Annotated in this window: 21 protein-coding genes; 16 read left to right on the top strand and 5 right to left on the bottom strand. The window is 68.4% G+C overall.

The window, feature by feature from the left end:
* Position 1 precedes the first annotated feature (1 nt).
* A complete protein-coding gene (coaA, locus tag ACVWZ8_RS13070; RefSeq protein WP_426978939.1) occupies positions 2–967 on the bottom strand; it encodes a type I pantothenate kinase in 966 nt (321 codons plus the stop codon).
* Positions 968–1,102: 135 nt separating this feature from the next.
* Between coaA and glmS the strand changes: the two genes are divergently transcribed.
* The 8 genes from glmS to ACVWZ8_RS13110 all read left to right on the top strand — a co-directional run bounded on the left by glmS (position 1,103) and on the right by ACVWZ8_RS13110 (position 13,869).
* A complete protein-coding gene (gene glmS, locus ACVWZ8_RS13075) occupies positions 1,103–2,995 on the top strand; it encodes a glutamine--fructose-6-phosphate transaminase (isomerizing) (protein WP_426978937.1) in 1,893 nt (630 codons plus the stop codon).
* A gap of 4 nt (positions 2,996–2,999) precedes the next feature.
* The gene (locus ACVWZ8_RS13080; protein ID WP_043482943.1) at positions 3,000–3,347 is read left to right on the top strand and encodes a holo-ACP synthase; all 348 of its coding nucleotides are present in this window, start codon (positions 3,000–3,002) and stop codon (positions 3,345–3,347) included.
* A gap of 56 nt (positions 3,348–3,403) precedes the next feature.
* A complete protein-coding gene (locus tag ACVWZ8_RS13085) occupies positions 3,404–4,918 on the top strand; it encodes an NAD(P)H-hydrate epimerase (RefSeq protein ID WP_426978936.1) in 1,515 nt (504 codons plus the stop codon).
* 103 nt (positions 4,919–5,021) lie between these two features.
* Positions 5,022–7,406: a glycogen debranching protein GlgX gene (glgX, locus tag ACVWZ8_RS13090; protein WP_456504847.1), complete on the top strand. Its 2,385-nt coding sequence runs from the start codon at positions 5,022–5,024 to the stop codon at positions 7,404–7,406.
* Complete coding sequence (gene treY, locus ACVWZ8_RS13095) at positions 7,403–9,724, top strand: malto-oligosyltrehalose synthase (protein ID WP_456504848.1); 2,322 nt, start codon at positions 7,403–7,405, stop codon at positions 9,722–9,724. Before glgX ends, treY begins: the two co-directional genes overlap by 4 nt.
* A 39-nt stretch (positions 9,725–9,763) precedes the next feature.
* Positions 9,764–11,536 (top strand): malto-oligosyltrehalose trehalohydrolase, encoded by a 1,773-nt coding sequence (gene treZ, locus ACVWZ8_RS13100; RefSeq protein WP_426978932.1) that lies wholly within the window; start codon positions 9,764–9,766, stop codon positions 11,534–11,536.
* A 40-nt stretch (positions 11,537–11,576) separates the two neighbouring features.
* A complete protein-coding gene (gene mgrA / locus ACVWZ8_RS13105) occupies positions 11,577–12,614 on the top strand; it encodes an L-glyceraldehyde 3-phosphate reductase (RefSeq protein ID WP_426978931.1) in 1,038 nt (345 codons plus the stop codon).
* A gap of 169 nt (positions 12,615–12,783) precedes the next feature.
* Complete coding sequence (locus ACVWZ8_RS13110; protein ID WP_426978930.1) at positions 12,784–13,869, top strand: inositol-3-phosphate synthase; 1,086 nt, start codon at positions 12,784–12,786, stop codon at positions 13,867–13,869.
* A gap of 83 nt (positions 13,870–13,952) precedes the next feature.
* On the opposite strand, the gene ACVWZ8_RS13115 is transcribed toward ACVWZ8_RS13110, so the two are convergent.
* The 3 genes from ACVWZ8_RS13115 to mshA form a co-directional block, all read right to left on the bottom strand.
* Positions 13,953–14,870, bottom strand: coding sequence for a DUF559 domain-containing protein (locus ACVWZ8_RS13115; protein WP_456504849.1), 918 nt, complete (start codon positions 14,868–14,870; stop codon positions 13,953–13,955).
* Between the two features lie 179 nt (positions 14,871–15,049).
* Positions 15,050–16,783, bottom strand: a complete 1,734-nt coding sequence (locus ACVWZ8_RS13120) for a formate--tetrahydrofolate ligase (protein ID WP_456504850.1) — start codon at positions 16,781–16,783, stop codon at positions 15,050–15,052.
* A 59-nt stretch (positions 16,784–16,842) separates the two neighbouring features.
* Positions 16,843–18,129, bottom strand: a complete 1,287-nt coding sequence (mshA, locus tag ACVWZ8_RS13125) for a D-inositol-3-phosphate glycosyltransferase (protein WP_456504851.1) — start codon at positions 18,127–18,129, stop codon at positions 16,843–16,845.
* 185 nt (positions 18,130–18,314) lie between these two features.
* Between mshA and ACVWZ8_RS13130 the strand changes: the two genes are divergently transcribed.
* Positions 18,315–18,476, top strand: coding sequence for a hypothetical protein (locus tag ACVWZ8_RS13130; protein ID WP_456504852.1), 162 nt, complete (start codon positions 18,315–18,317; stop codon positions 18,474–18,476).
* Positions 18,448–18,852 carry an N-acetyltransferase family protein gene (locus ACVWZ8_RS13135; protein WP_456505948.1) on the top strand — a complete coding sequence of 135 codons (405 nt, stop codon included), beginning with the start codon at positions 18,448–18,450 and terminating at the stop codon, positions 18,850–18,852. Before ACVWZ8_RS13130 ends, ACVWZ8_RS13135 begins: the two co-directional genes overlap by 29 nt.
* Before the next feature lie 60 nt (positions 18,853–18,912).
* Here ACVWZ8_RS13135 and ACVWZ8_RS13140 read toward each other — a convergent pair whose 3' ends face one another.
* A complete protein-coding gene (locus ACVWZ8_RS13140) occupies positions 18,913–20,316 on the bottom strand; it encodes a family 4 glycosyl hydrolase (protein ID WP_456504853.1) in 1,404 nt (467 codons plus the stop codon).
* A 122-nt stretch (positions 20,317–20,438) separates the two neighbouring features.
* Here ACVWZ8_RS13140 and ACVWZ8_RS13145 point away from each other — a divergent pair, with 122 nt between their 5' ends.
* The 6 genes from ACVWZ8_RS13145 (at position 20,439) to tsaD (ending at position 26,310) form a co-directional block, all read left to right on the top strand.
* Positions 20,439–21,530 (top strand): carbohydrate kinase family protein, encoded by a 1,092-nt coding sequence (locus tag ACVWZ8_RS13145; protein ID WP_426978924.1) that lies wholly within the window; start codon positions 20,439–20,441, stop codon positions 21,528–21,530.
* A gap of 536 nt (positions 21,531–22,066) precedes the next feature.
* Complete coding sequence (gene alr, locus ACVWZ8_RS13150; RefSeq protein ID WP_456504854.1) at positions 22,067–23,320, top strand: alanine racemase; 1,254 nt, start codon at positions 22,067–22,069, stop codon at positions 23,318–23,320.
* Complete coding sequence (gene tsaE, locus ACVWZ8_RS13155; protein ID WP_456504855.1) at positions 23,317–23,979, top strand: tRNA (adenosine(37)-N6)-threonylcarbamoyltransferase complex ATPase subunit type 1 TsaE; 663 nt, start codon at positions 23,317–23,319, stop codon at positions 23,977–23,979. The genes alr and tsaE overlap by 4 nt, the downstream gene beginning before the upstream one ends.
* Positions 23,979–24,650 (top strand): tRNA (adenosine(37)-N6)-threonylcarbamoyltransferase complex dimerization subunit type 1 TsaB, encoded by a 672-nt coding sequence (gene tsaB, locus ACVWZ8_RS13160; protein WP_426978921.1) that lies wholly within the window; start codon positions 23,979–23,981, stop codon positions 24,648–24,650. The genes tsaE and tsaB overlap by 1 nt, the downstream gene beginning before the upstream one ends.
* A 53-nt stretch (positions 24,651–24,703) precedes the next feature.
* A complete protein-coding gene (gene rimI / locus ACVWZ8_RS13165) occupies positions 24,704–25,198 on the top strand; it encodes a ribosomal protein S18-alanine N-acetyltransferase (RefSeq protein ID WP_456505949.1) in 495 nt (164 codons plus the stop codon).
* A complete protein-coding gene (tsaD, locus tag ACVWZ8_RS13170; protein WP_426978919.1) occupies positions 25,195–26,310 on the top strand; it encodes a tRNA (adenosine(37)-N6)-threonylcarbamoyltransferase complex transferase subunit TsaD in 1,116 nt (371 codons plus the stop codon). The genes rimI and tsaD overlap by 4 nt, the downstream gene beginning before the upstream one ends.
* Positions 26,311–26,329: the final 19 nt, after the last annotated feature.

Genomic DNA, 26,329 nt, shown 5'->3' on the forward strand with positions numbered 1-26,329 from the left:
GCTACACCTTCCTCAGAAGCATGCGGCGGATGGAATGGTCGGCGTCCTTGGTGAGGACCAGCTGTGCCCGACCCCGGGTGGGGAGGACGTTCTCCTCCAGGTTCGGCTCATTGATGCGCTTCCAGATATCCCGGGCAGTCTGCTCGGCCTCGGCGTCCGAGAGCGTGGCGTAGCGGTGGAAGTAGGATTCCGGCTGCGCGAAGGCCGTGGTGCGCAACTTGCGGAAACGGTCCACGTACCACTCCTCGATGTAGCTCGTTTTGGCATCAACATAGATGGAAAAGTCGAAGAAGTCACTCAGCGCCAGGCCCTGCCGGCCATCGTGCCTGGGCCGGGCCGGTGCCAGGACATTGAGTCCCTCCACGATCAGCACGTCGGGGCGCCGGACCACGACTTCCCTGCCCGGCACAATGTCATACGTCACGTGGGAGTACCACGGCGCCCGGACTTCCTCGGCGCCGCCTTTGATTTCGCTCACAAAGCGGAGCAGCGCCCGGCGGTCATAGGACTCAGGAAAGCCCTTGCGTTCCAGCAGCTGGCGGCGCTTCAGTTCGGCCAGCGGGTAGAGGAAACCGTCCGTGGTGATGAGTTCCACGTTGGGCGTGCCGGGCCAGCGCCGGAGCATTTCCCGGAGCACCCGGGCGATGGTGGACTTGCCCACAGCAACCGAGCCGGCGACGCCGATCACGAACGGCGTGCGCTGGGTCTGCTCGCCAAGGAAGGTGGTGGTTGCCGAGTGCAGCTGGCCGGCCGCCTCCACATACAGGTGCAGGAGCCGGGACAGGGGGAGGTAGACCTCGCGGACTTCCTTCATGTCGAGCGGATCGCCGAGGCCCCGCAGGCGCAGCACATCCTCTTCATTGAGGGGCTGCTCCATCTGGGCGGCGAGCCGGGACCAGGTCTGCCGGTCCAGCTCCACGAACGGGGAGACGCCGTCGCCGTTCGCTTCATTGCGTTGCAAAGTCACCCTAGAGATTCTGCCCTTCACCGGCCTGAGAGCGAAATGGACGGGTCCGTACCACCCGGCCGGACCGAAGCGGGATGGCTGTCAAACCGGTTCATCCTACGTCGGCGGTCCGGGAAACCGGCTAGGCTTGAGTCCATGTGTGGAATCGTTGGATATGTGGGCCACTCCGCTGGCCGGACAAATACTGGACACAATGCCCTGGACGTTGTCCTCGAGGGCTTGCGGCGCCTTGAGTACCGGGGCTACGACTCGGCGGGCATCGCCGTCGTGGCGGACGGGACCATTTCCTCGCGCAAGAAGTCGGGCAAACTGAGCAACCTGATCGCAGAGCTCGAGGCCAACCCGCTGCCTGAATCCTTGACCGGCATCGGTCACACCCGCTGGGCCACCCACGGCGGACCGACGGACCAGAACGCGCACCCGCACCTGGCCGACGGCGGGAAGCTGGCGCTGATCCACAACGGCATCATCGAAAACTTCGCCGAACTCAAGCTGGAGCTCGTGGGCAAGGGAGCGAAGTTCCTCTCCGAGACGGACACCGAGGTTGCCGCCGCCCTGCTGGCCGACATCTACCGGAACCAGCTGAACGGCGACCTCTCCAAGGGCGGCCTGACCAAGGCCATGCAGCTTGCCTGCCAGCGCCTCGACGGCGCCTTCACCCTGCTCGCCGTTCACGCCGACCAGCCCGACGTCGTCGTGGCGGCACGCCGCAACTCACCGCTCGTGGTGGGCCTCGGCGAGGGGGAGAACTTCCTGGGCTCCGACGTCTCCGGTTTCATTGACTACACGCGCCGCGCCGTCGAGCTGGGCCAGGACCAGATCGTCACCATCACCGCCGACTCCGTGGAGATCACCGACTTCTACGGTGCACCGGCCGAAGGCAAGGAATACAAGGTCGACTGGGACCCGGCCTCGGCGGAAAAGGGCGGCTTCCCGTCCTTTATGGAAAAGGAAATCCACGACCAGCCGGACGCCGTGCTGCAGACCCTGCTGGGCCGCTCCGACCTCCACGGCAAGCTGACGCTGGACGAAGTCCGGATCGACCCGCAGCTGCTCAAGAGCGTAGACAAGATCATCGTCCTGGCCTGCGGCACTTCCGCCTACGCCGGGCAGGTCGCGAAGTACGCGATCGAGCACTGGTGCCGGATCCCCACCGAGGTGGAGCTCTCGCACGAATTCCGTTACCGGGATCCGATCGTCGACGAGAACACCCTGATCGTCTCCATCTCCCAGTCCGGCGAGACCATGGACACGCTCATGGCCGTCCGCTACGCCAAGGAACAAGGCGCCAAGACGGTCTCCATCTGCAACACCAACGGGTCCACCATCCCGCGTGAATCGGATGCCGTCCTCTACACGCACGCCGGACCGGAAATCGCCGTCGCCTCCACCAAGTCGTTCCTTGCACAGATCACCGCCGCCTACCTGCTGGGCCTGTATCTGGCACAGTTGCGCGGCAACAAGTTCCAGGGCGAGATCAAGGACATCCTGGCCGACCTCCGGAAGATCCCGGCCAAGATCCAGCAGATCCTGGACAACGAGGGCCAGATCAAGGAACTCGGCCGCTCCATGGCCGACGCCAAGTCCGTACTGTTCCTGGGCCGCCACGTCGGCTTCCCCGTCGCGATGGAAGGTGCACTCAAGCTCAAGGAGCTCGCCTACATCCACGCCGAAGGCTTCGCCGCCGGCGAACTCAAGCACGGTCCCATCGCTCTGATCGAAGAGGGCCAGCCGGTCTTTGTGGTGGTCCCGTCACCGCGTGGCCGGGATTCTCTGCACGCGAAGGTGGTCTCCAACATCCAGGAGGTCCGGGCACGCGGCGCCAAGACCATCGTGATCGCGGAAGAGGGCGACGAGGCGGTCAAGGCCTACGCCGAGCACGTCTTCTACATTCCGGAGACGCCGACGCTGCTGGCGCCGCTGCTCAGCACCGTCCCGCTGCAGATCTTCGCGCTCGCTCTCGCCTCCGCCAAGGGCTACGACGTGGACCAGCCGCGCAACCTGGCCAAGAGCGTGACCGTAGAATAGCCGCATGATTGTTGGCATTGGCGTAGACGTCGTAGACATTGAACGGTTCGGCCGGCAGCTGGAGCGCACCCCCGGGCTGCGCGACAGGCTGTTCGTGCCGGCCGAGCGCGAACTGAACACGCGGTCCCTGGCCGCCCGGTTCGCCGCCAAGGAAGCCGTGGCCAAGGTCCTGGGGGCTCCTGCCGGCATGAACTGGCAGGACTGCTGGATCGGGCTGGACCAGAACGGCCCCACGGTCCAGGTCAAGGGCACCGTGCTGGCCGTGGCCGAGTCGAAGGGCGTCAAGCGCTGGCACCTCTCGATGAGCCACGACGGCGGGATCGCCACCGCGACGGTTCTCGCCGAAGGTTGACATAGAACCGGCTGAAGAACCAGGCACTTCCCAGCGACAGTGAATGGATTGAAATCATGATCAGCGCCTACACCGGAACCCAGATACGCGAGGCTGAACAGCCTTTCCTGGATAAAGGTGCGGGCGCTGTTCTGATGCAGCGGGCGGCCTACGGGCTGGCCAACGCCGTGGTCCGTGAGCTGCGGCATCGCGGGGAGCGCCTTTACGGCGCCGGCGTGACGGTGCTCGCGGGCAAGGGCAACAACGGAGGCGACGGACTGTTCGCCGCCGCGCTGCTGGCCGGCCGTGGAATGCGGACGACGGCGGTGCTCACCGCGGGCGACGCCCACGCGGAAGGCCTCGCGGCCTTCGAAAGAGCCGGCGGGCGGGTGCTTCGCCTGGCACCCGCGAACGTCGCGGAAGTTGCAGCGGCGGCCGCGCGTACCGGCGTCGTGATTGACGCGGTCCTCGGAACGGGCGCCCAAGGCGGGCTCACGGGACCCGCGGCTGCCCTCATCGAAGAGCTGGAGCGGTTCCGTCCCGGGCTGGTGGTGGCCTGCGACATTCCCAGCGGCGTCGACGCCGACACCGGAGAGGCGCACGCCCCGGTCCTCACCGCCGATGTCACGGTGACCTTTGGCGCCGCCAAGGCCGGTCTGCTGGCAGACCCCGGAGCGGACTTCGCCGGCCGCGTACAGGTCATTCCCATCGGCATCGAAGCAGGGCTACCGTGGCCGGCCCTGCGACGGCTTGAGGCCGAGGATCTTTCCGCCCTGCTGCCACGCCCGGAACGGCGGGCGCACAAGTACTCCAGGGGAGTGCTTGGGGTGGTCGCAGGCTCCGGTGCTTATCCCGGCGCCGCTGTGCTGGCCTGCAAGGGCGCCCTGGCAGCCGGCGTCGGCATGGTGCGTTACCTTGGGCCGCCGGACGTCGCAGATCTCGTCCGCCAGGCGTGCCCTGAGGTTGTGTGCAGCGCCGGAACCGTGGCCGATACGCACGTCCAGGCCTGGCTTGTGGGCTCCGGGCTGGATGACTCCGATGAGCAGCAGTTTCAGCGCGCCCGCGACGCCGCAGACTCGGGCCTGCCGACGATTGCCGACGCCGGAGCATTGCCGGCCCTGCCTGATGTGCTGGCCCCGCAAGTGATCCTGACACCGCACGCTGGCGAACTGGCGTCCCTGCTCCAGCGCCTCGGGGTTGCCCTGGACCGCTCGGCGGTAGAAGCATCCACGCTAAGCGCGGTGCGGCGGGCTGCGGGTCTGACCGAAGCCACGGTGCTGCTCAAGGGAGCCACCACCCTCGTTGCTTCCCCCTTCCAGGACTTCTACAGCCAGGCCGAGGGCACGCCCTGGATCGCCACGGCAGGCAGCGGCGACGTAATGGCAGGAGTTATCGGTGCGCTGCTTGCCCAACTGGGTGCCGACGTCGGGCACTTCGGAGAACGTGGCATCGATCCCGACGCAAGATGGGCGGCGATCGCCGCAATGGCCGCCAGCCTCCACGGCCGCGCCGGAGTCCGGGCCTCCTGCGGGGGACCCGTGACCGCCAGTGCCATCGCCCAGGCCCTCCCGGGGGTGCTGCGGGAGTGGTAATCAGGGGCACATGAAGCGCCCCGACAAGCGCCCCGACGGGGATGGTAACCCTACTTACCAGTAGTGTTGTCTAGAGATTGTCCGCACCGCACGAGGAGAACACATGGAAGTATGGCCCGGAACGGCTTATCCGCTGGGAGCCACTTTTGACGGCACAGGCACGAACTTTGCCCTGTTCAGCGAACGCGCTGAAAAGGTGGAGCTCTGTCTCCTGGCTGACGACCTGAGCGAGACCCGGATCGAGCTGACCGAGGTCGACGGCTACGTCTGGCACTGCTACCTGCCGCAGATCCAGCCCGGCCAGAAGTACGGCTACCGCGTCCACGGCCCGTACGAGCCGGAGAACGGCAACCGCTTCAACCCCACCAAGCTGCTGCTGGACCCCTACGCCAAGGCAATCCAGGGACAGATCGACTGGGACCCGGCGCTCTACTCCTACAACTTCGGAGATCCCGCGTCGCGCAATGACAGCGACTCTGCCCCGCACGCCATGCACGGTGTGGTCATCAACCCGTTCTTCGACTGGGACGGTGACCGCCAGTTGCGCATCCCGTACCACGAGTCGGTCATTTATGAGGCCCACGTCAAGGGCCTCACCGAGCTGCACCCGGAGATCCCGGAAGACCAGCGCGGCACGTACGCCGGCGTGTCGCACCCCGCCGTGATCGAGCACCTCAAGAAGCTCGGGATCACCGCGATCGAGCTCATGCCCGTCCACCAGTTCATCAACGACGGCACCCTGGTGGAGAAGGGCCTCAACAACTACTGGGGCTACAACACCATCGGCTTCTTCGCGCCGCAGAACACCTACAGCTCCACCGGCGACGTCGGGCACCAGGTCCAGGAATTCAAGGCCATGGTCCGCGATCTGCACAAGGCCGGCATCGAGGTGATCCTGGACGTGGTCTACAACCACACCGCCGAGGGAAACCACCTGGGCCCCACCTTGTCCTTCAAAGGCATCGACAACGCGGCCTATTACCGGCTGGTCGACGACGACCTGAAGCACTACATGGACTACACCGGGACGGGAAACTCGCTCAACGTCCGGCACCCGCACTCCCTGCAGCTGCTCATGGACTCCCTGCGCTACTGGGTGACGGAAATGCACGTCGATGGTTTCCGCTTCGACCTCGCGTCCACGCTGGCCCGCGAGTTCTACGACGTGGACAAGCTGTCCACCTTCTTCGAACTCATTCAGCAGGACCCGATCGTGTCCCAGGTCAAACTCATCGCCGAGCCCTGGGACGTCGGCCCCGGCGGCTACCAGGTGGGCAACTTCCCGCCGCAGTGGACCGAGTGGAACGGCAAATACCGCGACACGGTCCGCGACTTCTGGCGCGGCGAACCCTCGACCCTGGGCGAGTTCGCCTCCCGCCTCACCGGCTCCGCGGACCTGTACGAGAGCTCCGCCCGCCGCCCGGTGGCCTCCATCAACTTCGTGACCGCCCACGACGGCTTCACCATGCGCGACCTCGTGTCCTATAACGAGAAGCACAACGACGCCAATGGCGAAGGCAACAACGACGGCGAGTCACACAACCGGTCCTGGAACTGCGGCGCTGAAGGCGACACCGAAGACGACAAGGTGCTAACCCTCCGTGCCCGGCAGCAGCGCAACTTCATCGCCACGCTGCTGCTCTCGCAGGGCGTCCCGATGCTCCTGCACGGCGACGAGCTGGGCCGCACCCAGCAGGGCAACAACAACACCTACTGCCAGGACTCAGAACTGAGCTGGGTGCACTGGGACGCCGTGGACCAGCCCCTGGTGGAGTTCACTGCTGTGGTCAATAAGATCCGCCACGACCACCCCACGTTCCGTCGCAGCCGCTTCTTTGACGGCCGGCCGGTCCGCCGTGGCGAGGGCGAGAAACTTCCGGACATCGTCTGGCTGAACACCGACGGCAAGGAAATGCTCCCCGAGGACTGGGACGGCGGCTTTGGCCGGACCATCGGAGTCTTCTACAACGGCCACGGCATCCAGGAACAGGACTCCCGCGGCCGCCGGATCACGGACGACAGCTTCCTGTTGACCTTCAACGCCCACGACGACAACGTGGACTTCCTGCTCCCGGCCGACGAGTACTCGCGGTTCTGGGACGTCCTGGTGGACACCTCGGACCAGGCCGACACCGATGAACCGCTCAAGGCCGGATCCGTGCTGAAGCTGGCGGCCAAGTCCCTGGTGGTTCTTCGCGCCCACTCGGGCCCCGAGGTGGAGGTGGACTACTCCGCAGCCGCGTCCCTGGCCGCCAGGGCCGAGGCTTCGGAGGACGAGGTTCCCGCAGAGACTGTTCCCGCAAGCGGAGGTCCCGTCGAGGCCCCGCCAGCGAAGGAAGGTTCCGCGAAGGAACCCGCAGCGGAATCCGCGTTGGAGGGCGCCCCGGCTAAGAAATCGACAGCCCCGAAGGACTCCGCATCGAAAGGCACCTCGGCCAAGAAGCCGGCCGCGAAGGGACCGAAAGCCCGGAAGGGATCCGCTTCATGAGGACGCCCGTCTCGACGTACAGGCTGCAGATACGGTCCGGCTTCACGCTTCAGGATGCCGCCGAGACAGTGCCCTACCTGAAATCGCTGGGCGTGGACTGGATCTACCTCTCACCGATCCTGACGGCGGAGAAGGGCTCGGACCACGGCTACGACGTCACCGCCCCTTCCGCCGTCGACCCCGACCGCGGCGGCGCCGGGGGGCTCATCGCAGCCTCCCGGGCCGCCCGGGAGGCCGGTATGGGCGTGCTCGTGGACATCGTGCCCAACCACGTTGGGGTGGCCACGCCCGCCCAGAACCCGTGGTGGTGGTCCCTCCTCAAGGAGGGACAGCAGTCCCGCTACGCCCCGGCGTTCGACGTCGACTGGGACTTTGGCGGCGGCCGCATCCGGATCCCCGTGCTGGGCGAGGACTCCGACCTTGACGCGTTGGAGGTACGGGACGGGGAGCTGCGGTATTACGACCACCGTTTCCCGCTCGCCGAGGGCAGCCACGCCGAGGGCGACAACCCCCGCGAGGTCCACGACCGGCAGCACTATGAGCTGATCGGCTGGCGCCGGGCGGACAACGAGCTGAACTACCGCCGGTTCTTTGCGGTCAACAGCCTGGCCGGCATCCGGGTCGAGGTTCCGGAGGTCTTCGACGAGGCCCACGGGGAGATTGTGCGCTGGTTCCGCGAGGGGCTGGTGGACGGGCTGCGGATCGACCACCCGGACGGCCTGGCCGATCCGGCGGGGTACCTGCGCCGGCTCCGGGACGTCACCGGCGGCAGCTACCTGCTGGTCGAGAAGATCCTCGAGCCCGGGGAGGTGCTCCCGGCCGGCTTCGAGTGCGAGGGCACCACCGGCTACGACGCCCTGGCGGACGTGGACCGGGTCTTCATCGACCCCGCCGGCCAGGGCGCCCTCGATGCGCTGGACACCGAGCTGCGCGGTGGCCTCGCGGACTACGCGGACATGATCCACGGCACCAAGCGGAGGATCACGGACGGGATCCTGCATTCCGAGATGCTCCGGCTGGCCCGTCTGGTGCCGGCCGATGCGGGCCTCACGGTCGAGGCGGCCGCCGACGCGCTGTCCGAAATCATCGCGGCGTTCCCGGTGTACCGCAGCTACCTGCCGGAGGGTGCAGACGTCCTCAAGGAATCCTGCGAACTCGCGGTCCGCCGCCGCCCCGACCTGGAAGGCGCCGTCGGCGTGCTCCTGCCGCTGCTGCTGGATGCTGGTCCTGAAGCCGGCGCGGAGCTGGGGTGCCGCTTCCAGCAGACCTCCGGGATGGTGATGGCCAAGGGGGTCGAAGACACCGCGTTCTTCCGCTACACCCGGCTGGGCACCCTGACCGAAGTCGGGGCGGATCCCACGGAGTTCGCCGTGACGCCGGAGGAGTTCCACAACCGGATGGCCCGCCGCCAGGCGGAGCTGCCGCTGTCCATGACCACCCTCAGCACGCACGACACGAAACGCAGCGAGGACACCCGCGCCCGGATTTCGGTGCTCGCGGAACTGGCCCCGGAATGGAAAGCGTCCCTGGCCCGGCTGCAGGAACTCGCTCCGCTGCCCGACGGCCCGCTGGCGAATCTGCTGTGGCAGGCCATCGCCGGAGCATGGCCCGCGGACCGGGACCGGCTGCAGTCCTACGCGCGGAAGGCCGCCCGCGAGGCCGGCAACTCGACCAACTGGACGGACCCGGACACGGGCTTTGAGGAAAAGCTCTCCGCCGCCGTCGACGCGGCCTTCGACAACGCAGCCGTCCGCGCTGAACTGGAGGCGCTGGTGGCTTTGCTGGAACCGTACGGCGCCGCCAATTCCCTGGGCGCCAAGGTGGTGCAGCTGACCATGCCCGGGGTCCCGGACGTCTACCAGGGCACGGAATTCTGGGACCGATCGCTGACCGATCCGGACAACCGCAGGCCGTTCAGCTTCGACGCCCCGAAGCGCGCCCTTGCCGCGCTCGACGCCGGCGAGCGGCCGGCGTCGTTCCTCGACGAAACGGCGAAGCTGCTGGTGACCTCGCGGGCGCTGCGCCTGCGCCGGGACCGGCCGGAACTGTTCGCCGGCTACGCGCCGGTCACGGCCACCGGGGCGGCGGCAGAGCACCTGCTGGCCTTCAACCGGGGCGCCGGCACTGTAGGGGCGCTCACGCTCGCGACCCGGCTGCCCCGCGGGCTGGGGCACAAGGGCGGCTGGCAGGACACCGCCATCAGCCTGGCCGCCGCCATGACCGACGAGCTGACGGGCCGTTCCTTCGGTCCGGGTCAGGTGAACGTGGGACAGATCCTGGCGAGCTACCCGGTCGCCCTGCTGGTGCCCGGCGCCTAAGCACTCCTTGAACACCGACATGGGGAACGGAAGAATGCCATGACCTTGCCTGCACACGGAAGCGTACGCTTCGATCTCTGGGCGCCGGAAGCGCAGGCGGTCACGCTGCTCGCTGACGGCCGGAAGTACCCCATGGACCGCAGCGGCGGGGCGCGCGGCGGCTGGTGGACAGCCGCCGGCGCTCCCGCCGCCGGCGAGGTGGACTACGGCTACCTCCTCGACGGGGACACCACGCCGCTGCCGGACCCGCGGTCGCGGCGCCAGCCCGAAGGCGTCCACTCCCTCTCGCGGACCTTCGACGCCGCCGGCCACCAGTGGGCAGACGGTCAGTGGCAGGGACGCGGGCTGCAAGGCGCCGTGATCTACGAGCTGCACCTGGGCACCTTCACCCCCGAGGGCACCCTGGACGCGGCCGCCGGGAAGCTGGGCTACCTGGCCGGGCTCGGCGTCGACTTCGTGGAACTGCTGCCGGTCAACGGCTTCAACGGCACCCACAACTGGGGCTACGACGGTGTGCTCTGGTATGCCGTGCACGAGGGCTACGGCGGACCCGCCGCGTATCAGCGCTTCGTCGACGCGGCCCATGCTGCCGGCCTCGGCGTCATCCAGGACGTGGTCTACAACCACCTCGGCCCCAGCGGGAACTACCTCCCGAGGTTCGGGCCGTACCTCAAATCGGGGGAGGGCAACACCTGGGGCGACTCCGTCAACCTGGACGGCCCCGGCTCCGACGTCGTGCGTGAGTACATTCTGGACAACGCGGCCATGTGGCTCCGGGACTACCACGTGGACGGGCTGCGCCTCGATGCCGTGCACGCCTTCAAGGACGAGCGGGCGGTCCACCTGCTGGAGGAGTTCGGCACCCTCGCGGACAAAGTGTCCGCGGAGACCGGGCGCCCGGCCACCATGATCGCCGAATCCGACCTGAACAATCCGCGGCTGCTCTACCCGAGGGACGTCAACGGCTACGGACTGGCCGGGCAGTGGAGCGATGACTTCCACCATGCCGTCCACGTCAACGTCAGCGGTGAGGCCACGGGCTACTACGCAGACTTCGAATCGCTCGGGGCGCTGGCCAAGGTCCTGCGCTCGGGGTTCTTCCACGACGGCAGCTACTCCAGCTTCCGGGAGCGGCATCACGGCCGGCCCATCGATACGGCCCTGGTCCATCCCGCGGCCCTCGTGGTGTGCAGCCAGAACCACGACCAGATCGGCAACCGGGCCACCGGTGACAGGCTGTCCCAGTCGCTGGGCTACGGGCAGCTGGCGCTCGCCGCCGTCGCCACCCTGACCTCGCCCTTCACCCCGATGCTGTTCATGGGCGAGGAATACGGGGCCAGCACACCGTGGCAGTTCTTCACCTCGCACCCGGAGCCGGAACTCGGCAAGGCCACCGCCGAAGGCCGCATCAAGGAATTCGAGCGCATGGGCTGGGACCCCGCCGTCGTGCCTGATCCCCAGGATCCTGAGACGTTCAAGCGTTCCAAGCTCGACTGGTCCGAGGCCGCGGACGGGGACCACGCCCGGCTGCTGGAGCTCTACCGGGCCCTGATCGCGCTGCGCCGCTCGACACCGGAGCTCGCCGGTCCCGGCTTCGGGGACACCGCGGTGGACTTCAGTGAAACAGAAGGCTGGCTCCTGTTGCGGCGCGGCCGGGTCCAGGTGGCGATGAACTTCTCCGCCGAGCCGCGCCGGGTCGCCGTCCGCGGGACCTCCCTGCTGCTGGCCACGGACGACGGCGCCGTGCTCGACGCCGTCTCCGCCGGCCAGCTCGTTCTTCCAGGCCACAGTGCCGCTGTTGTCTCCGACTAAGTGTTCCGAATAAGTGTTCGAATAAGACAGGATAGTACGTATGACTTATGTTGCGGCTGATAGCCGATATGACTCCATGCCCTACCGCCGCGTGGGACGCAGCGGCCTGAAGCTCCCGGCCATCTCGCTGGGCCTGTGGCACAACTTCGGCGATGACAAGCCCTTCGGGACGCAGCGGGCCATCCTGCGCCGCGCGTTCGACCTCGGCGTCAACCACTTCGACCTGGCCAACAACTACGGCCCTGCGGCCGGCTCGGCCGAGACCAATTTCGGCCGCCACCTGCGGGACGACTTCGCCCCGTACCGGGACGAGCTCATCATCTCGACCAAGGCCGGCTACAACATGTGGCCGGGCCCGTTCGGAGAGTGGGGTTCCCGCAAATACCTGCTCGCCAGCCTGGACCAGTCGCTGAACCGGATGGGCCTGGACTACGTGGACATCTTCTACAGCCACCGCCCGGACCCGGAGACGCCGATGGAAGAGACCATGGGTGCCCTGGACCAGGCCGTCCGCTCCGGCAAGGCCCTCTACGCCGGCATCTCCTCCTACACCCCGGAGCAGACCCTGGAGGCGGCCCGGATCCTGAAGGAACTCGGCACCCCGCTGCTGATCCACCAGCCCAGCTACTCCATGCTGAACCGCTGGACCGAAAACGGCAGCCCCAACCTGTACGAGGTACTGGAGCAGGTGGGCGCCGGCTCCATCGCGTTCTCCCCGCTGGCGCAGGGCATGCTCACCGACCGGTACCTCAACGGCATCCCGGCCGATTCCCGCGCCGCCCAGGACAAGTCCCTGGACGAAGCGATGATCACCGAGGACAAACTGAACCGCGTGCGCGGGCTGCAGCGGATCGCGGAGAGCCGGGGGCAGTCACTGGCGCAGATGGCCATCGCGTGGATCCTGCGGGAACAAAGCAAGGGCACGTCCGTCACGTCCGCGCTCGTCGGAGCCTCCAGTGTCCGGCAGCTCGAGGACACGCTGTCCGCCATCAACACGCTCGGCTTCACGGCCGAGGAACTCACGTCGATCGACGAGTTCGCCGTAGAGTCAGACATCAACCTCTGGGCCCAGAAGTAGCGGGCTGACCCTCGTAACAGAGGCGCCGGGGCCGCCGGGAACAACTTCGGCCCCGGCGCCGTTGACTTAGAATGCTAAGGGCGCCGTATGGCGCCGTGCCCGCCTGCCGCCGTCGCACATCAGCGTGCGTCCGCGCCGGGCACATGAAGTTTGTTCTCAAAGGAGTTCCGTGTCTTCTAATCCGATTCGTGTTGCAATCGTCGGCGTAGGTAACTGTGCCGCTTCGCTGGTCCAGGGCGTCCAGTACTACCAGGACGCTGACCCCCAGGCCACGATCCCGGGTCTGATGCACGTGGAGTTCGGCAAGTACCACGTCAACGATGTGCAGTTTGTGGCCGCTTTCGACGTCGACGGCAAGAAGGTGGGCCTCGACCTCGCCGACGCCATCGGGGCCAGCGAAAACAACACCATCAAGATCGCCGATGTCCCCGCGACCGGCGTCACCGTCCAGCGCGGCCCGACCCTCGACGGGCTCGGCAAGTACTACCTCGAAACCATCGAGCAGTCCGCCGAGGAACCGGTCGACGTCGTCCAGGTCCTCAAGGACGCCAAGGTCGACGTCATGGTTTGCTACCTGCCCGTCGGATCCCAGGAAGCCGCCGAGTTCTACGCCCAGGCCGCGATCGACGCCGGTGTGGGCTTCGTCAACGCCCTGCCGGTCTTCATCGCCGGCACCAAGGAATGGGCGGACAAGTTCACCGCCGCCGGCGTCCCGATCGTGGGCGACGACATCAAGAGCCAGATCGGTGCCACCATTACGCACCGCGTCATGGCCAAGCTCTTCGAAGACCGCGGCGTCACGCTGGACCGCACCTACCAGCTGAACGTCGGCGGCAACATGGACTTCAAGAACATGCTGGAGCGCGACCGCCTCGAGTCCAAGAAGATCTCCAAGACGCAGGCCGTGACCTCCAACGTGGAAGCCGACATTGCGCCGCGCGACGTGCACATCGGCCCGTCGGACTATGTGCAGTGGCTCGACGACCGCAAGTGGGCCTTCGTCCGCCTCGAGGGCCGCAACTTCGGCGATGCCCCCGTCTCGCTGGAGTACAAGCTGGAAGTCTGGGACTCACCCAACTCCGCCGGCGTGATCATCGACGCCATCCGCGCCGCCAAGATCGGCCTGGACCGAGGCGTCGGCGGCCCGCTGCTCTCGGCCTCGAGCTACTTCATGAAATCCCCGCCGGAGCAGTTCAACGACGACCTCGCCCGCGAAAAGGTCGAGGCCTTCATCCGCGGCGACGTGGAGCGCTAAACCTCACCTCCCCCCGGTTGCCCTATCACTTGCGGTCCCCAAAGCCTCGGCTTGGCCGCTGCAAGTGATAGGGCAACCGGTGTTTAACGGGGACGGAGGGCGTGGCGGACTCTTCGGGCCGCGCCGCGGAAGTCATCTGCCAGATCGTCGGCGTTGAACTTGAAGTAGCGCCAGCCGGCAGAGTTGAACGATTCGTCGCGGCGGTTGTCCCGGGACTGCTGTTCGCGCGTCAGGTGGTGGCCGCCGTCGTACTGGACGGCAACCCGCTGCTGGCGGTAGCCGAGGTCCGCGGCAGGGGAATAGGGATCACCCGGCACAACCCGGACCTGCAACTCCGGCTCAGGCAGCCCGGCGGTGGCCAACGCCAGGCGCAGAAACGTCTCCGGCGCCGAGTCGGCACCGGCACGGATCCGCGCCGTCGCCTCGCGTGCCTTCACGATTCCCTTGAGCTTCGGGTGCCGCGTCAGCATCGCCTTCAGCCGGGGAACCGTTGCCCACGGCTCCATGCGGCCCTCCAACTCGGGGCGGGGTCTACGCACCAGTTGGTCTCCCGCCGCCACGAGATCCTCAAGAGGGAGGATGCGGGCAAGGTCCAGCCAGGTCCGGGCCGGAGTTGAAATCCGGATGCCGTCCAGGACCATAAGCTCGTCGTCGAAGGCAAGGACGGTATGACCCACGACGCCTTGACGCCGGACCGGCGGCAACGCTTTGGGCTTGCTGAGATGCAGTTCCCGGCAGCCGCGGTACCGGGAGGGCAGCCATAGCCCAAGCAGTGCCGCAGCGGTCAGGTGCGAAATCCACGCGCCGGGCGTCGCAGCCGAGAGTGCTCTCGCCAGACTCCGCAGCTCATAGTCCCAACCGGTGGGCAGATACAGCAACCGGCCGGCCGAGGTGAGGTCGGAGGAACGGAGCCGGGCACTGCTTAGACTCGAAGCCCTCGCCTCATAGACAGTGAACGGGGCTGTGGAAAGGTGGGGCGGCAGGGTCGATGATGGGTGCATGCGGCCCATTCTTGTCCGACTGCGTCAGCACCGCTGACGTTATCCACAGCGGCCCCTCGACCTGTCCTCCCCGGCCGCTCCCTCACCCGTTGCGCTATCAGTTGTGGTCGCCAAACGCCCCGAATGGCAACCCAAAGTGATAGGGCAAAGGGGGCGGGGGCAGGGCGGGACGGGCGGGGCTAGAAGAGGCCGACGGGGTTGCCGTCGGCGTCGACGTCCATCCGCATCGCCGCGGGGACCTTGGGCAGCCCGGGCATGGTCATGACGGCGCCGGTGAGCGCGACGATGAAGCCGGCCCCAGTCTTGGGGATGAGGTCGCGGACGTGCACGGTGAAGCCCTTCGGGGCGCCGAGCTTGCTCGCATCGTCGCTGAAGGAATACTGGGTCTTCGCCATGCAGACGGGGAATCCGGACCAGCCGTTTTTCTCGATCTCGGCGAGCCGCTTGAGCGCCGGCACGGAGAAGTCCACGCCGTCGGCCCCGTAGACTTCCTGCACGATGGTCCGGATCTTGTCCTCCACCGACATTCCCAGCGGGTACAGGTGCCGGAACGTGTGCGGCGCGTCGATGGCTGCGGCCACCTTGGCTGCGAGTTCGTCGCCGCCGTCGCCGCCCCCGCCGTGGCCCCAGACATCGGCCACGGCCGCCTGCACGCCCTCCGCGGCGCACCAGTCGAGCAGCCAGTCGAGCTCCTGCTGGGTGTCGGTGGCAAACTTGTTGATCGCCACCACCGGCGTGATACCGAACTTCTCCACGTTGCGGACATGCCGCTGGAGGTTGGCGACGCCGGCGGCCAGCGCCTCGACGTTCGGTTCCTTGAGCTGGTCCCTGGCGATGCCCCCGTGCAGCTTGAGCGCCCGGATGGTCGCCACCACCACGACGGCGGACGGCGCGACGTCGGCCACCCTCGCCTTTATGTCCATATACTTCTCGGCACCCAGGTCCGCGCCGAAGCCGGCCTCGGTGACGACGATGTCCGCCAGGCTGCGCGCTGTCTGCGTGGCGATCAGGGAGTTGCACCCGTGCGCGATGTTGGCGAACGGGCCGCCGTGCACCAGCGCGGGCGTGCCGGCGATGGTCTGCACGAGGTTGGGCTTGATCGCGTCCTTGAGCAGCATGGTCAGGGCGCCCTGGACGCCGAGGTCCGCCACGGTGACCGGCTGCCGGTCGTAGGTGTAGCCGAAGGTGATCCGGCCCAGCCGCTCCCGGAGGTCGGCGAGGTCCGTGGCGAGGCAGAACACGGCCATGATTTCGGACGCCACGGTGATGTCGAAGCCATCCTGCCGCGGTATGCCCTGCGCCGGGCCGCCGAGGCCGATCACGACCTCGCGGAGGGACCGGTCGTTCATGTCCAGCACCCGCTTGAAGGTCATCCGGCGTGGGTCGATGTTCAGCTCGTTGCCCTGGAAGATGTGGTTGTCCACGAGCGCCATCAGGGCGTTGTTCGCGGAGGTGATCGCGTGGAAGTCGCCGGTGAAGTGCAGGTTGATCTCATCCATCGGCAGCACCTGGGAGTAGCCGCCGCCCGCGGCGCCGCCCTTCATGCCCAGGATGGGCCCCAGAGAGGGCTCGCGCAGGGCGATCATGACCTTGTGGCCGGCCCTGGCCAGGGAGTCCGCCAGCCCCACGGTGGTGGTGGACTTGCCCTCGCCGGCAGGAGTGGGGGACATGGCGGAGACCAGCACCACCTTGCCGGCAGCATGGGCCGGGCCGCCGCCCTGGGACGCATGGAGCTTTGCCGGATCGATCTTGGCCTTGTAGCGGCCGTAGAACTCCAGTGCGTCGGCGTTGATGCCGGCCGCGGCTGCGATCTCCTCGATCGGCCGCATCGTGGCCCGCCGGGCGATCTCCAGATCGCTCAGGACGGCAGGGGCTGCGGCGGCGAGGTCTTCCGGCAGGGTGTTTTCAGACATCGTTGTCCTTCGGCTCGTGGCATCGGTGGGTGTTCCGGCCAGTGGTGGCGGGCCGGGAGTTACCGGCCGGTTGCCCCGGCTGCGGGCGGGTGGCCCACCGGGATGGTCAGGTTTCCAAAATACTGGCTCAACGCGGTGTGATAGCTCTCCAGCGTGATGGCGGCGGTGCGCTGCCAGCCGAAGCCCTGGGCGTGCAGGGCCGCGGCCCGGCCCATATCCTCGCGCGTGGCAGGGTCGTCGTACAGCGACTCGAGCGCGTCCGCCCAGTCACCGGGTTTGTGGCCCTCCACCAGTAGGCCCGTGCGTCCGTCGAAGATCGCCCGGGAGAGTCCGCCCACCTTGGTGGCGACCACCGGCGTCCCGCAGGCCTGGGCCTCGAGGGCCACGAGGCCGAAGGATTCGCTGTAGGAGGGCATCACCACGACGTCGGCCGAACGGTACCAGCCGGCGAGCTCCGGTGCGCTGACCGGCGGATGGTGGGTGACGGCGTCGTCCATCCCGGCGGAGCTGATCAAGGATTTCAGGTCAAAATCCTTGGCCCCGCTCACCGCGCCCACGATGGTCAGCTGCAGCTCGATGTCCGGGCGGCGGGCCCGGAGCACGGCGGCTGCCTTGATCAGGATCTGGGGCCCCTTGAGCCGCTGGATCCGTCCGGCGAACAACAGATGGAAGCGGCCCGGCGGCACACCGTGGTCCGCCCGGGCCCGGCTCCGGAAGGCGGGGGTGAACACGCCCAGGTCCACGCCCGGCGGGGCCACATCGATGTGGTCGTTGTCCGCGTTGTAGTGGGAGACGAGCTCCGCGGCCTCGGTGCCGGTGTTGGCGATGAGCCGGGTGGCGCCGTCGACGATCCGGTGCTCGCCGTCCTCGCGCCGGCGCGGTTCCGGCTGCTCACCGGATTCCAGCAGCAGGTTCTTCACCTTGGCCATGGTGTGCATGGTGTGCACCAGCGGCACCCCCCACAACCGGGCGAGCTCGAGACCGGCCACGCCGGAGACCCAGTAGTGCGAATGGATCACGTCGTAGCGGCCGTGCGGCTGGAGCTGGCGGATCCTGTCAATCTCGGCCACCATGCTGTGCAGCAGTTCGGGCAGCTCTTCCTTGGGCAGCTTCCGCGGCGGGCCGGCCAGGACGTTGTGGACGCAGACTCCCGGGGTCGGGTGCTCGACGGCGGCCTGCCCGGCGGCGGTGGACCTTGTGAAGATCTCCACCTCGACGCCGGTCTCCGCGAGGGCTGCGGCCAGCGCCCGGATGTACACATTCATGCCCCCGGCGTCGCCGGAACCGGGCTGCTCCATGGGTGAAGTATGGAGGGACAGGAAGGCGACACGGCGGACCAGTGACATCCCTCTTCCCTCCTCTGTCGCCCAGGGCCTTTGGCCAGGGTCTTTGACCAGGGCCTTTGGCCAGAGCCTGAACGGCGCTGCCGGAACTGCGTTTCGATAAAACACTACTCCTGAAGTTCCCGCGGATTCACCGGCGTTTTCGCGGCGCCGGTCACCGGTCCCCGCCTGCTGCTAACGTGGCGGCTGTGAGTACGAACGCAGAAGCTGAACCAACCGTGGCCGCGTGGGACATCCGGGAGGCCTCCGACCAGGACTGGCCGGCGATCTGGGAGATCCTGGAGCCCGTCGTCAGGGGCGGGGGAGACGTTTACCTGGGACCTGGACACCACTCAGGACCAGGCCCATGAACGGTGGTTCAAGCAGGCCCCGGGGCAGACTTTTGTGGCGGTCGGCCGCGGCCGGCTCGACGGCGTGGTCCTCGGCACCGGCGAACTGCACGCCAACCAGGGCGGCGGCGGAAGCCACGTCGCCAACGCCGGCTACATGGTCCACCCGGCCCACGGGGGCAAAGGCGTGGCCCGGGCCCTGTGCGCCTACTCGCTGGACGCCGCCCGCGCCGCCGGTTTCCGGGCCATGCAGTTCAACGCCGTGGTGGAAAGCAACGTCCGCGCCGTCGCCGCCTGGACGTCCATGGGCTTCGAGGTTCTCGCGACGATTCCGGAAGCTTTCCACCATCCGCGGCTTGGCTACGTTGGCCTGCACGTGATGTACCGCAGGCTCTGACGGCCGGGTGAATCAGCTGCCGGGTGATTTGGCAGCCGGGCGCTGCAACGGCCAGGTGCTTCAACTGCCGCCGCCGCGCCAGAGCTGCTGCAGCTCCGGGAACGCGGCCTCATAGCCGGCGAGCAGTTTGCCGCCGAGGGCGTCCGAATCAACGAGGGGATGCCGGGCGAAGGCTGCCAGTGCGGCCTCCCGTCGCCCGTCCGAAACGGCCTCCACGACGTGCCGTTCAACGTCCTTGACCCGTTGCATGAGAGCGAGCTGCGCGGGCGCCGGAGGCTGCTGCGGGAGCGGCACCACGCCGTCGGGCGTCACCCTGCAGGGAACCTCGACGACGGCGTCCACGGGCAGCCCCGGAATCGCAGTGACCAGATCGCCCGGGCCGGGCCCGGCGTTGGGCGCGTTCAGGATCAAGTCCGTCGCGCCGCCGCCGGACAGGGCTCGCATCGCTGCCAGGGCCACCCGTTCGTAGCCACCGCCGGCGAGGTCCGACTCGTCCCGGCGCTCGCCGGCCGGGCGGGCCTCGGCCAGGTACCCCTCCTCGCGGGACCGGCGCGCGGCCTCCCAGAGCGGATACGCCTCGGCTCCGGCGGCGGCAAGCCGCGGGTAGAGCTCGGACTGCTGCCGGTCGATGGACTCACCCCGGGTCTGGGCGGCTGAGCGGATTCCGGCCAGGGCGCGCCCGGTCTCGTAGTAATAGTGCAGGTACTCGTTCGGCAGGCATCCCAGCTCGGCGAGAAACAGCTGCCGGAACAGCCTGCCTTCCTCGAAGCCGGAGAGGGCGGCGGCGTCCGCCAGCAGCCCGGGCAGGGCGTCCCGGCCGCCGGATTCCAGCCGGTAGAGCCAGCCGAGGTGGTTGAGTCCGTAGTAGCCGACGCCGTCGAGCCGGCCTTCGGGCAGCGCGACGCCGGCCGCCCGAGCCGCGCGGTGCGCGAGCCCGCTGGCGGAATCGCAGATGCCGACCACTTTGCGGCCAAGCACCGGGACCAGGGCCTCGGTGACCATGCCGGCCGGGTTCGTGAAGTTCAGCAGCCAGGCCTCCGGGCAGCGGTCCCGCATTTCCGTGGCGAGCCCCAGCATTTTGGGAATGGACCGCAGTGCGTAGGAGATGCCGCCGGCGCCCGTTGTCTCCTGGCCGAGCAGCCCCAGGTCCAGGGCGATCCGCTCGTCGGCGGTCCGGCCGGCAGTGCCGCCGGGGCGGATGGCGGCAAACACCATGTCCGTGCCGTCGAGGGCCTCCGGCAGCGAGGTAGTGGCGCGGACGGCCGGGAAGCTACCGGGGAAGAAGCCGGCGGATGCCTGCCGCGCCGCCAGCGAGGCCAGCACCGCGTCGATCGCGGCCAGCCGGCCGGGGTCGACGTCGTACAGCACGAGTTCCCGGACCAGCCCGGCGAAAGGCCCGGAGCAAAGCGCCCGGTAGACCAGCGGTACCCGGAATCCGCCGCCGCCGGCAATCATGAGCCGCATGCGGACAGTCTATTCACACCTGCCTGTTCATGCCTGCCTTTTTAGTGCCTGCTTATTCATGTCTGCTCCGCAGGCGTCGGGGCGCCTTTCCACCCGTACCGGGACGGCGTAGTGTGCCATACATGGACGCGACTCCGACGCGGCGCTTCGACCCGCTTTCCTCCGTCCGTACCCCGGCGGCGGAGGGTTTCGACCTGCTCCTGACCGGTACCGTGTTCCAGGACATCATCTTCACCGGGCTGCCGCACGCACCGGTTGCCGGCACCGAAATCTGGAGTGACGGGATGGGCAGCTGCCCCGGCGGGGTCGCCAATCAGGCCATCGCCGCGGCCCGGCTGGGGTTGCGGACCGGCCTTGCGGCCGCCTTCGGTGACGACGGCTACGGTGACTACAACTGGAAGATTCTGGCCGCGCAGGAGCACGTGGACCTGTCCCTTTCCCGGCGGGTACCGGGCTGGCACTCTCCCGTGACGGTGTCGCTGAGCGTGGAGCAGGACCGGTCCATGGTCACGCACGGCCATCCGGCCCCGGTGACCTCCACCCAGCTGATCGGCTGCCCGCCGCCCGCGCTCGCCGCCGTCGCGGAGCTCGACGAGGAGATGGAGCCCTGGGCCCTCGACGCCCACAAGGCCGGAGTACGCATGTTCGGAGACGTCGGCTGGGATCCCACCGGGGCCTGGTCATCGACGCGGCTGGACAACCTGCAGTACTTCCACGCTTTCATGCCCAACCAGCACGAGGCGATGGCGTTCACCGGGCGGGACAATCCGTGGTCGGCGTTGTACTCGCTGGCGGACAAGGTGCCGGTGGCCGTGGTGACACTGGGCCCTCAGGGTGCCATGGCCGTCGACTCCGAAACGGGCGAAGAGGAATGGGTGCCGTCCCTGCCGGTCTCCGCTTACGATCCGACTGGTGCCGGGGACTGCTTCGGCGCCGCCTTCATCGTCGGCTGCCTCGCGGGCTGGCCCCTCGGCGACAGGCTGCGCTTCGCCAACCTGTGCGCCGCGCTGGCCGTGCAGGAAGTCGGCGGTTCGCTCGCCGCGCCCGGCTGGGGCGACATCGCCGACTGGTGGCAACGCGCCAACGCCAGGAAGGAACGCCAGAGCAGCCAATGGCTGCGCCGCTACTGCTTCCTGGACGAAATCGTCCGCGACGTGCCGGCGGAGGCGCAGCGGCGGGCGACGGCGACCATCGCGCACCTCTCCGACGCTTAGCCTGAATCCACCGGCCGGCTGCGGCCGCGCACAGCCGCGCACCGTGCCGGTGGACATGCGCTCCGCCCGGGCCGTGGCGTGGACATGGTTCCGTTGTGCCCAGTCCTTGGCGGGAACAATGGGCATGTCCTTAGCGAGGGGAGGGCATGTCCACTGTCGGCGGGGGACGCGGTGCGTGAACCTGGACTCGGTGCGCGAGCGCTGGACATGCTCTCCGCCAGGGGCCGTGGCGTGGACATGATTCCGTTGTGCCCAGTCCCTGGCGGGAACAATTGGCATGTCCTTAGCGCGGGGAGGGCATGTCCACTGTCGGCGGGGGACGCGGTGCGTGAACCTGGACTCGGCGCGCGAGCGCTGGACATGCCCTCCGCCCGGGCCGTGGCGTGGACATGATTCCATTGTGCCCAGTCCCTGGCGGGAACAATGGGCATGTCCTTAGTGCGGGGAGGGCATGTCCACTCTTGTCGGCGGGGGACGCGGGCGAGGTGCAACCGCCCGAATTAAGCCGGATGCGTTGCCGCCCCTAGAATCGTTAAGTGACTTACCCAGCAGCTACAGGCGATTTCCGGTCCGTTTCACACGCCGCGCCGGCCTTCGCCGAGGAACGCTCGGCAGTAATAGACCTCGAAGCCATCCGGCACAATGTACGGCACCTCGCCGCCGTGGCCTCGCCCGCGCAGGTCATGGCGGTGGTCAAGGCTGATGCCTACGGCCATGGCGCCGTCCCCGTTGCCCGCGCAGCCCTCAGCGCCGGCGCCAGCTGGCTGGGCGTGGCCCACATCTCCGAGGCCCTGGCCCTGCGGGCGGCCGGTATCGAGGCCCCGCTGCTGGCGTGGCTGCACACCCCCGAGAGCAACTTCGCCGCCGCCGTGGCCGCCGGGATCGACATCGGCTGCTCCGGCTGGGAGCTCCAGCGGATTGTGACGGCGGCCCGCGAGCAGGAGCGGCCGGCCCGGATCCACTTGAAGGTGGACACCGGACTCGGCCGCAATGGCGCGACCCTGGATGCCTGGGACAGCCTCGTCGGCGAAGCCATGGAGTACCAGGACCAGGGCCTGCTGCGGGTGGTGGGCATCTTCTCCCACCTCGCCGTCGCAGACGAACCCGAGCGGCCCGAAACCGATGAGCAGCTTGCGGCCTTCCGGGAGGTTCTCGCGATCGCCCGGGACGCGGGCGTCGACCCCGAGGTGCGGCACCTGGCAAACACTCCGGCCACCCTTTCCCGTCCCGACACGCATTTCGACCTGGTCCGGGTGGGCCTGGGCCTGTACGGCCTGTCACCCTTCGAGGAGCAGAGCGCCGCAGAGCTGGGCCTGCGCCCCGCCATGACGCTCCGCACGGTCGTCTCGCACTGCAAGGACGTGCCCGCCGGCCAGGGCGTCTCCTACGGACTGAACTACCGCACCGGTGGCCCCAGCACTCTCGCGCTCATTCCGCTGGGCTATGCCGACGGCGTTCCACGCATCGCCACCGGCGGGCCCGTCCGGGTGGAGGGCGTGACCTACCCGGTGGTGGGCCGGATCGCGATGGACCAGATGGTGATCGACCTGGGACCCCTGAAAGTCTCCGCCGGCGGCCGCAGCGTGCTCGGCGCCGAGGCTGTGCTGTTCGGCAACGGCGCCGACGGCGGGCCGACGGCAGAGGACTGGGCCAGGGCCGCCGGCACCAACAACTACGAAATCGTCACCCGGATCAGTCCACGGGTACCGCGCCGCTACATCAACGAGGAGCCCGTGAACGAGGAGCCCCGGAACGAGGCGCCCCGCCGCAGCGGGGAGCAGCGGCAGTGAGCGCCCCGGAGTGGGAGCGGACGCTGGAAGTCCGGACCGCGGACCAGACGCACGCCCTCGCCGCGGGCCTCGGCACCACGCTGGAGGCCGGGGATCTGCTGATTCTCACCGGCGAACTGGGAGCGGGGAAAACCACGTTCGCGCAGGGGCTCGGGGAAGGTCTGGGCGTCCGCGCCGGGATCATTTCACCCACCTTCGTGCTGGTCCGCATCCACCCGAACCTGCCCGACGGGCCTCGGCCGGGCGGCCCGGACCTGGTGCATGTGGACGCCTACCGGCTCGGGTCCGCCGCCGAGATCGACGACATCGACCTGGAAAACACCATGGACAGCGCCGTGACCGTGGTGGAGTGGGGCCGCGGACGGGTGGAGCACCTGAGCGACAGCCGGCTCGAGGTGGACCTGGTCCGCACCCTCGGCTGCGCCAGCAGGGATGCCCTCGGCGGCCCCACTCCGGCTGCCCCCACCCGACACGCTGATGCCTCGCACGCGGAGACTCTTGATTTCGACACCGAGGACGACGACGAGCCCCGCACCGTGGTTATCCGCGGCTACGGTCCGCGCTGGGTCAACCCGCCGGACCTGCCCGGGACCGAGCCCGGGGCCCTGCCCGGGACCGCGGCCGGACCCCTGCCTGAGCCAACGGAACGGAACTCCTGATGCTGATCCTCGCAATCGACACCTCGGCCGTGGCGAGTGCCGCACTCGTCTCCGATGATGCCCCGGAGTCAGTGGTGGGCAGCTTTGCCACCGAGGACACCCGGAGCCACGCTGAGGTCCTTGCCCCGGGAATCGAAAGGCTCCTCGCCGAGGCAGGACTGAGCGGGGACGACGTCGACGCAATTGTCACGGGGGTGGGCCCCGGCCCCTTCACCGGACTGCGCTCCGGCATTGTCACGGCCCGTACGCTCGCCTTCGTCTGGGGCAAGCCCCTGTACGGGCTGATGAGCCTGGACGCCGTCGCCCTCGAGGTCGCCGAGTCCGTCGACGCCGCGCCGGAGTTCATCGTGGCCACGGACGCGCGGCGCAAGGAGGTCTACTGGGCCCGCTACGCCTTGGCCGGAGGGCAGCTCCCCGCACTGCTCGACGGGCCGCATGTGGGGTTCGCCGCCGATCTTCCGGATCTCCCCGTCTACGGTGCCGGTGCCGGGATTTACGCCGACGCCGTCAAGGCAGTCCCCGAATTCAGCTCGCGCCAGCCGGAGGCGCTCTCGCTGGGCCAGTTTGCGCTCGCCCGGCTCGCCGCCGGGGAGCAGCTGCTCGACTCGACCCCGCTCTACCTGCGCGAGTCCGACGCCCAGGTTCCCGGCCCCCGGAAGCGGGCGCTGTGAGCGGGTCGGACGCTGTGCCGGCGTCGTTGCCCGGCGGAATAGCGCTGCGGGACATGACCGCCGCTGACATCCCGGCAGTGCACAAACTCGAGCGGCGGCTGTTTCCGATGGACGCCTGGCCGTTGCCGATGTTCCTTGATGAGCTGGCGCAGGCGGAAACGCGACGTTACCTGGTCGCCGAACATGCCGGGCGCATTGTGGGCTACGCCGGACTGATGTGCATCGAGCCGATCGCGGATGTCCAGACCATCGCCGTGGTCCCGGAGCAGGAAGGCAAGGGCATCGGCTCTGCCCTCCTCACCGAACTCATCCGGGAAAGCCGGCTGCGGCACGCCGAAGACGTGCTGCTGGAAGTCCGCGCGGACAACCCCCGGGCCCAGCAGCTGTACCGCCGCTTCGGTTTTGAACAGATCCACGTCCGCCCCCGGTACTACCGCGACGGCGTCGACGCCCTGATCATGCGCCTCCGGCTGGACGCCGCAGCGAACGCGCCAGGCGCAGCCAACACCCCCGACACCCCTGAGCCCCGGGAAGCAGGCCGCCCATGAACCGCACCCAGCACATCGACCAGCCGCTGGTCCTTGGCATCGAGTCCTCCTGCGACGAGACCGGCGTCGGGATTGTCCGCGGAACCCGGCTGCTGACCAACACCGTTGCGTCCTCGATGGAGGAACATGTCCGGTTCGGCGGCGTCATCCCGGAGATCGCTTCCAGGGCCCATCTGGACGCCTTCGTGCCGACTCTCCGTGAGTCGCTCGCGGAAGCGGGTGTGACGCTGGAGGAGATCGACGCCATCGCCGTCACCTCGGGGCCCGGACTCGCGGGGGCCCTCATGGTCGGAGTCTGTGCCGCGAAGGCGCTTGCCGTCGCCACCGGCAAGCCGCTGTACGCGATCAACCATCTCGTGGCGCACGTCGGCGTCGGACTGCTCCAGCCCGACGGCGGAGCGGAGCCGTCTCCGGGATCGCTGCCGGGGACCCCGCCGGAAAACCTGGGCGCGCTGCTGGTTTCCGGCGGCCACACCGAAATCCTGCGGATCCGGAGCATCACCGACGACGTCGAACTGCTCGGTTCCACGATCGATGACGCCGCCGGAGAAGCGTACGACAAGGTGGCGCGGCTGCTCGGCCTGGGCTACCCAGGCGGACCGGCCATCGACGCGCTGGCGCGCACCGGCAACGCCAAGGCCATCCGTTTCCCGCGCGGGCTCAGCCAGCCCAAGTACATGGGAACTGCGGAGGAACCCGGCCCGCACCGCTACGACTGGTCCTTCAGCGGACTCAAGACCGCGGTCGCCCGCTGCGTCGAGCAGTTCGAAGCTCGCGGCGAGACGGTGCCGGTGGCGGATATCGCCGCAGCCTTCCAGGAGGCCGTGGTGGACGTGATCACGGCCAAGGCAGTGCTGGCCTGCCGGGAGAACGGCATCACCGAGCTCCTGCTGGGCGGCGGCGTGGCCGCAAATTCCCGGTTGCGCCAGCTCACCGAGCAGCGCTGCAGCGCGGCCGGGATCCGGCTGACGGTCCCGCCGCTATCGCTGTGCACGGACAACGGCGCCATGGTCGCAGCACTCGGCGCCCAGCTGGTAATGGCAGGGATTGCACCGAGCGGCATCGGCTTCGCACCGGATTCGTCCATGCCGGTCACCAGCGTTTCCGCCTGAACAGGACGGCCGCTCCGGC

It is taken from the genome of Arthrobacter sp. UYCu723, assembly GCF_054059215.1.

Coding starts and splice junctions, on each gene's coding strand:
- glmS (WP_426978937.1), top strand. CDS start 1,103: ATGTGTGGAATCGTTGGATATGTGGGCCACTCCGCTGGCCGGACAAAT.
- ACVWZ8_RS13080 (WP_043482943.1), top strand. CDS start 3,000: ATGATTGTTGGCATTGGCGTAGACGTCGTAGACATTGAACGGTTCGGC.
- ACVWZ8_RS13085 (WP_426978936.1), top strand. CDS start 3,404: ATGATCAGCGCCTACACCGGAACCCAGATACGCGAGGCTGAACAGCCT.
- glgX (WP_456504847.1), top strand. CDS start 5,022: ATGGAAGTATGGCCCGGAACGGCTTATCCGCTGGGAGCCACTTTTGAC.
- treY (WP_456504848.1), top strand. CDS start 7,403: ATGAGGACGCCCGTCTCGACGTACAGGCTGCAGATACGGTCCGGCTTC.
- treZ (WP_426978932.1), top strand. CDS start 9,764: ATGACCTTGCCTGCACACGGAAGCGTACGCTTCGATCTCTGGGCGCCG.
- mgrA (WP_426978931.1), top strand. CDS start 11,577: ATGACTTATGTTGCGGCTGATAGCCGATATGACTCCATGCCCTACCGC.
- ACVWZ8_RS13115 (WP_456504849.1), bottom strand. CDS start 14,870: ATGCACCCATCATCGACCCTGCCGCCCCACCTTTCCACAGCCCCGTTC.
- ACVWZ8_RS13120 (WP_456504850.1), bottom strand. CDS start 16,783: ATGTCTGAAAACACCCTGCCGGAAGACCTCGCCGCCGCAGCCCCTGCC.
- mshA (WP_456504851.1), bottom strand. CDS start 18,129: ATGTCACTGGTCCGCCGTGTCGCCTTCCTGTCCCTCCATACTTCACCC.
- ACVWZ8_RS13140 (WP_456504853.1), bottom strand. CDS start 20,316: ATGCGGCTCATGATTGCCGGCGGCGGCGGATTCCGGGTACCGCTGGTC.
- ACVWZ8_RS13145 (WP_426978924.1), top strand. CDS start 20,439: ATGGACGCGACTCCGACGCGGCGCTTCGACCCGCTTTCCTCCGTCCGT.
- tsaB (WP_426978921.1), top strand. CDS start 23,979: ATGCTGATCCTCGCAATCGACACCTCGGCCGTGGCGAGTGCCGCACTC.
- rimI (WP_456505949.1), top strand. CDS start 24,704: ATGACCGCCGCTGACATCCCGGCAGTGCACAAACTCGAGCGGCGGCTG.
- tsaD (WP_426978919.1), top strand. CDS start 25,195: ATGAACCGCACCCAGCACATCGACCAGCCGCTGGTCCTTGGCATCGAG.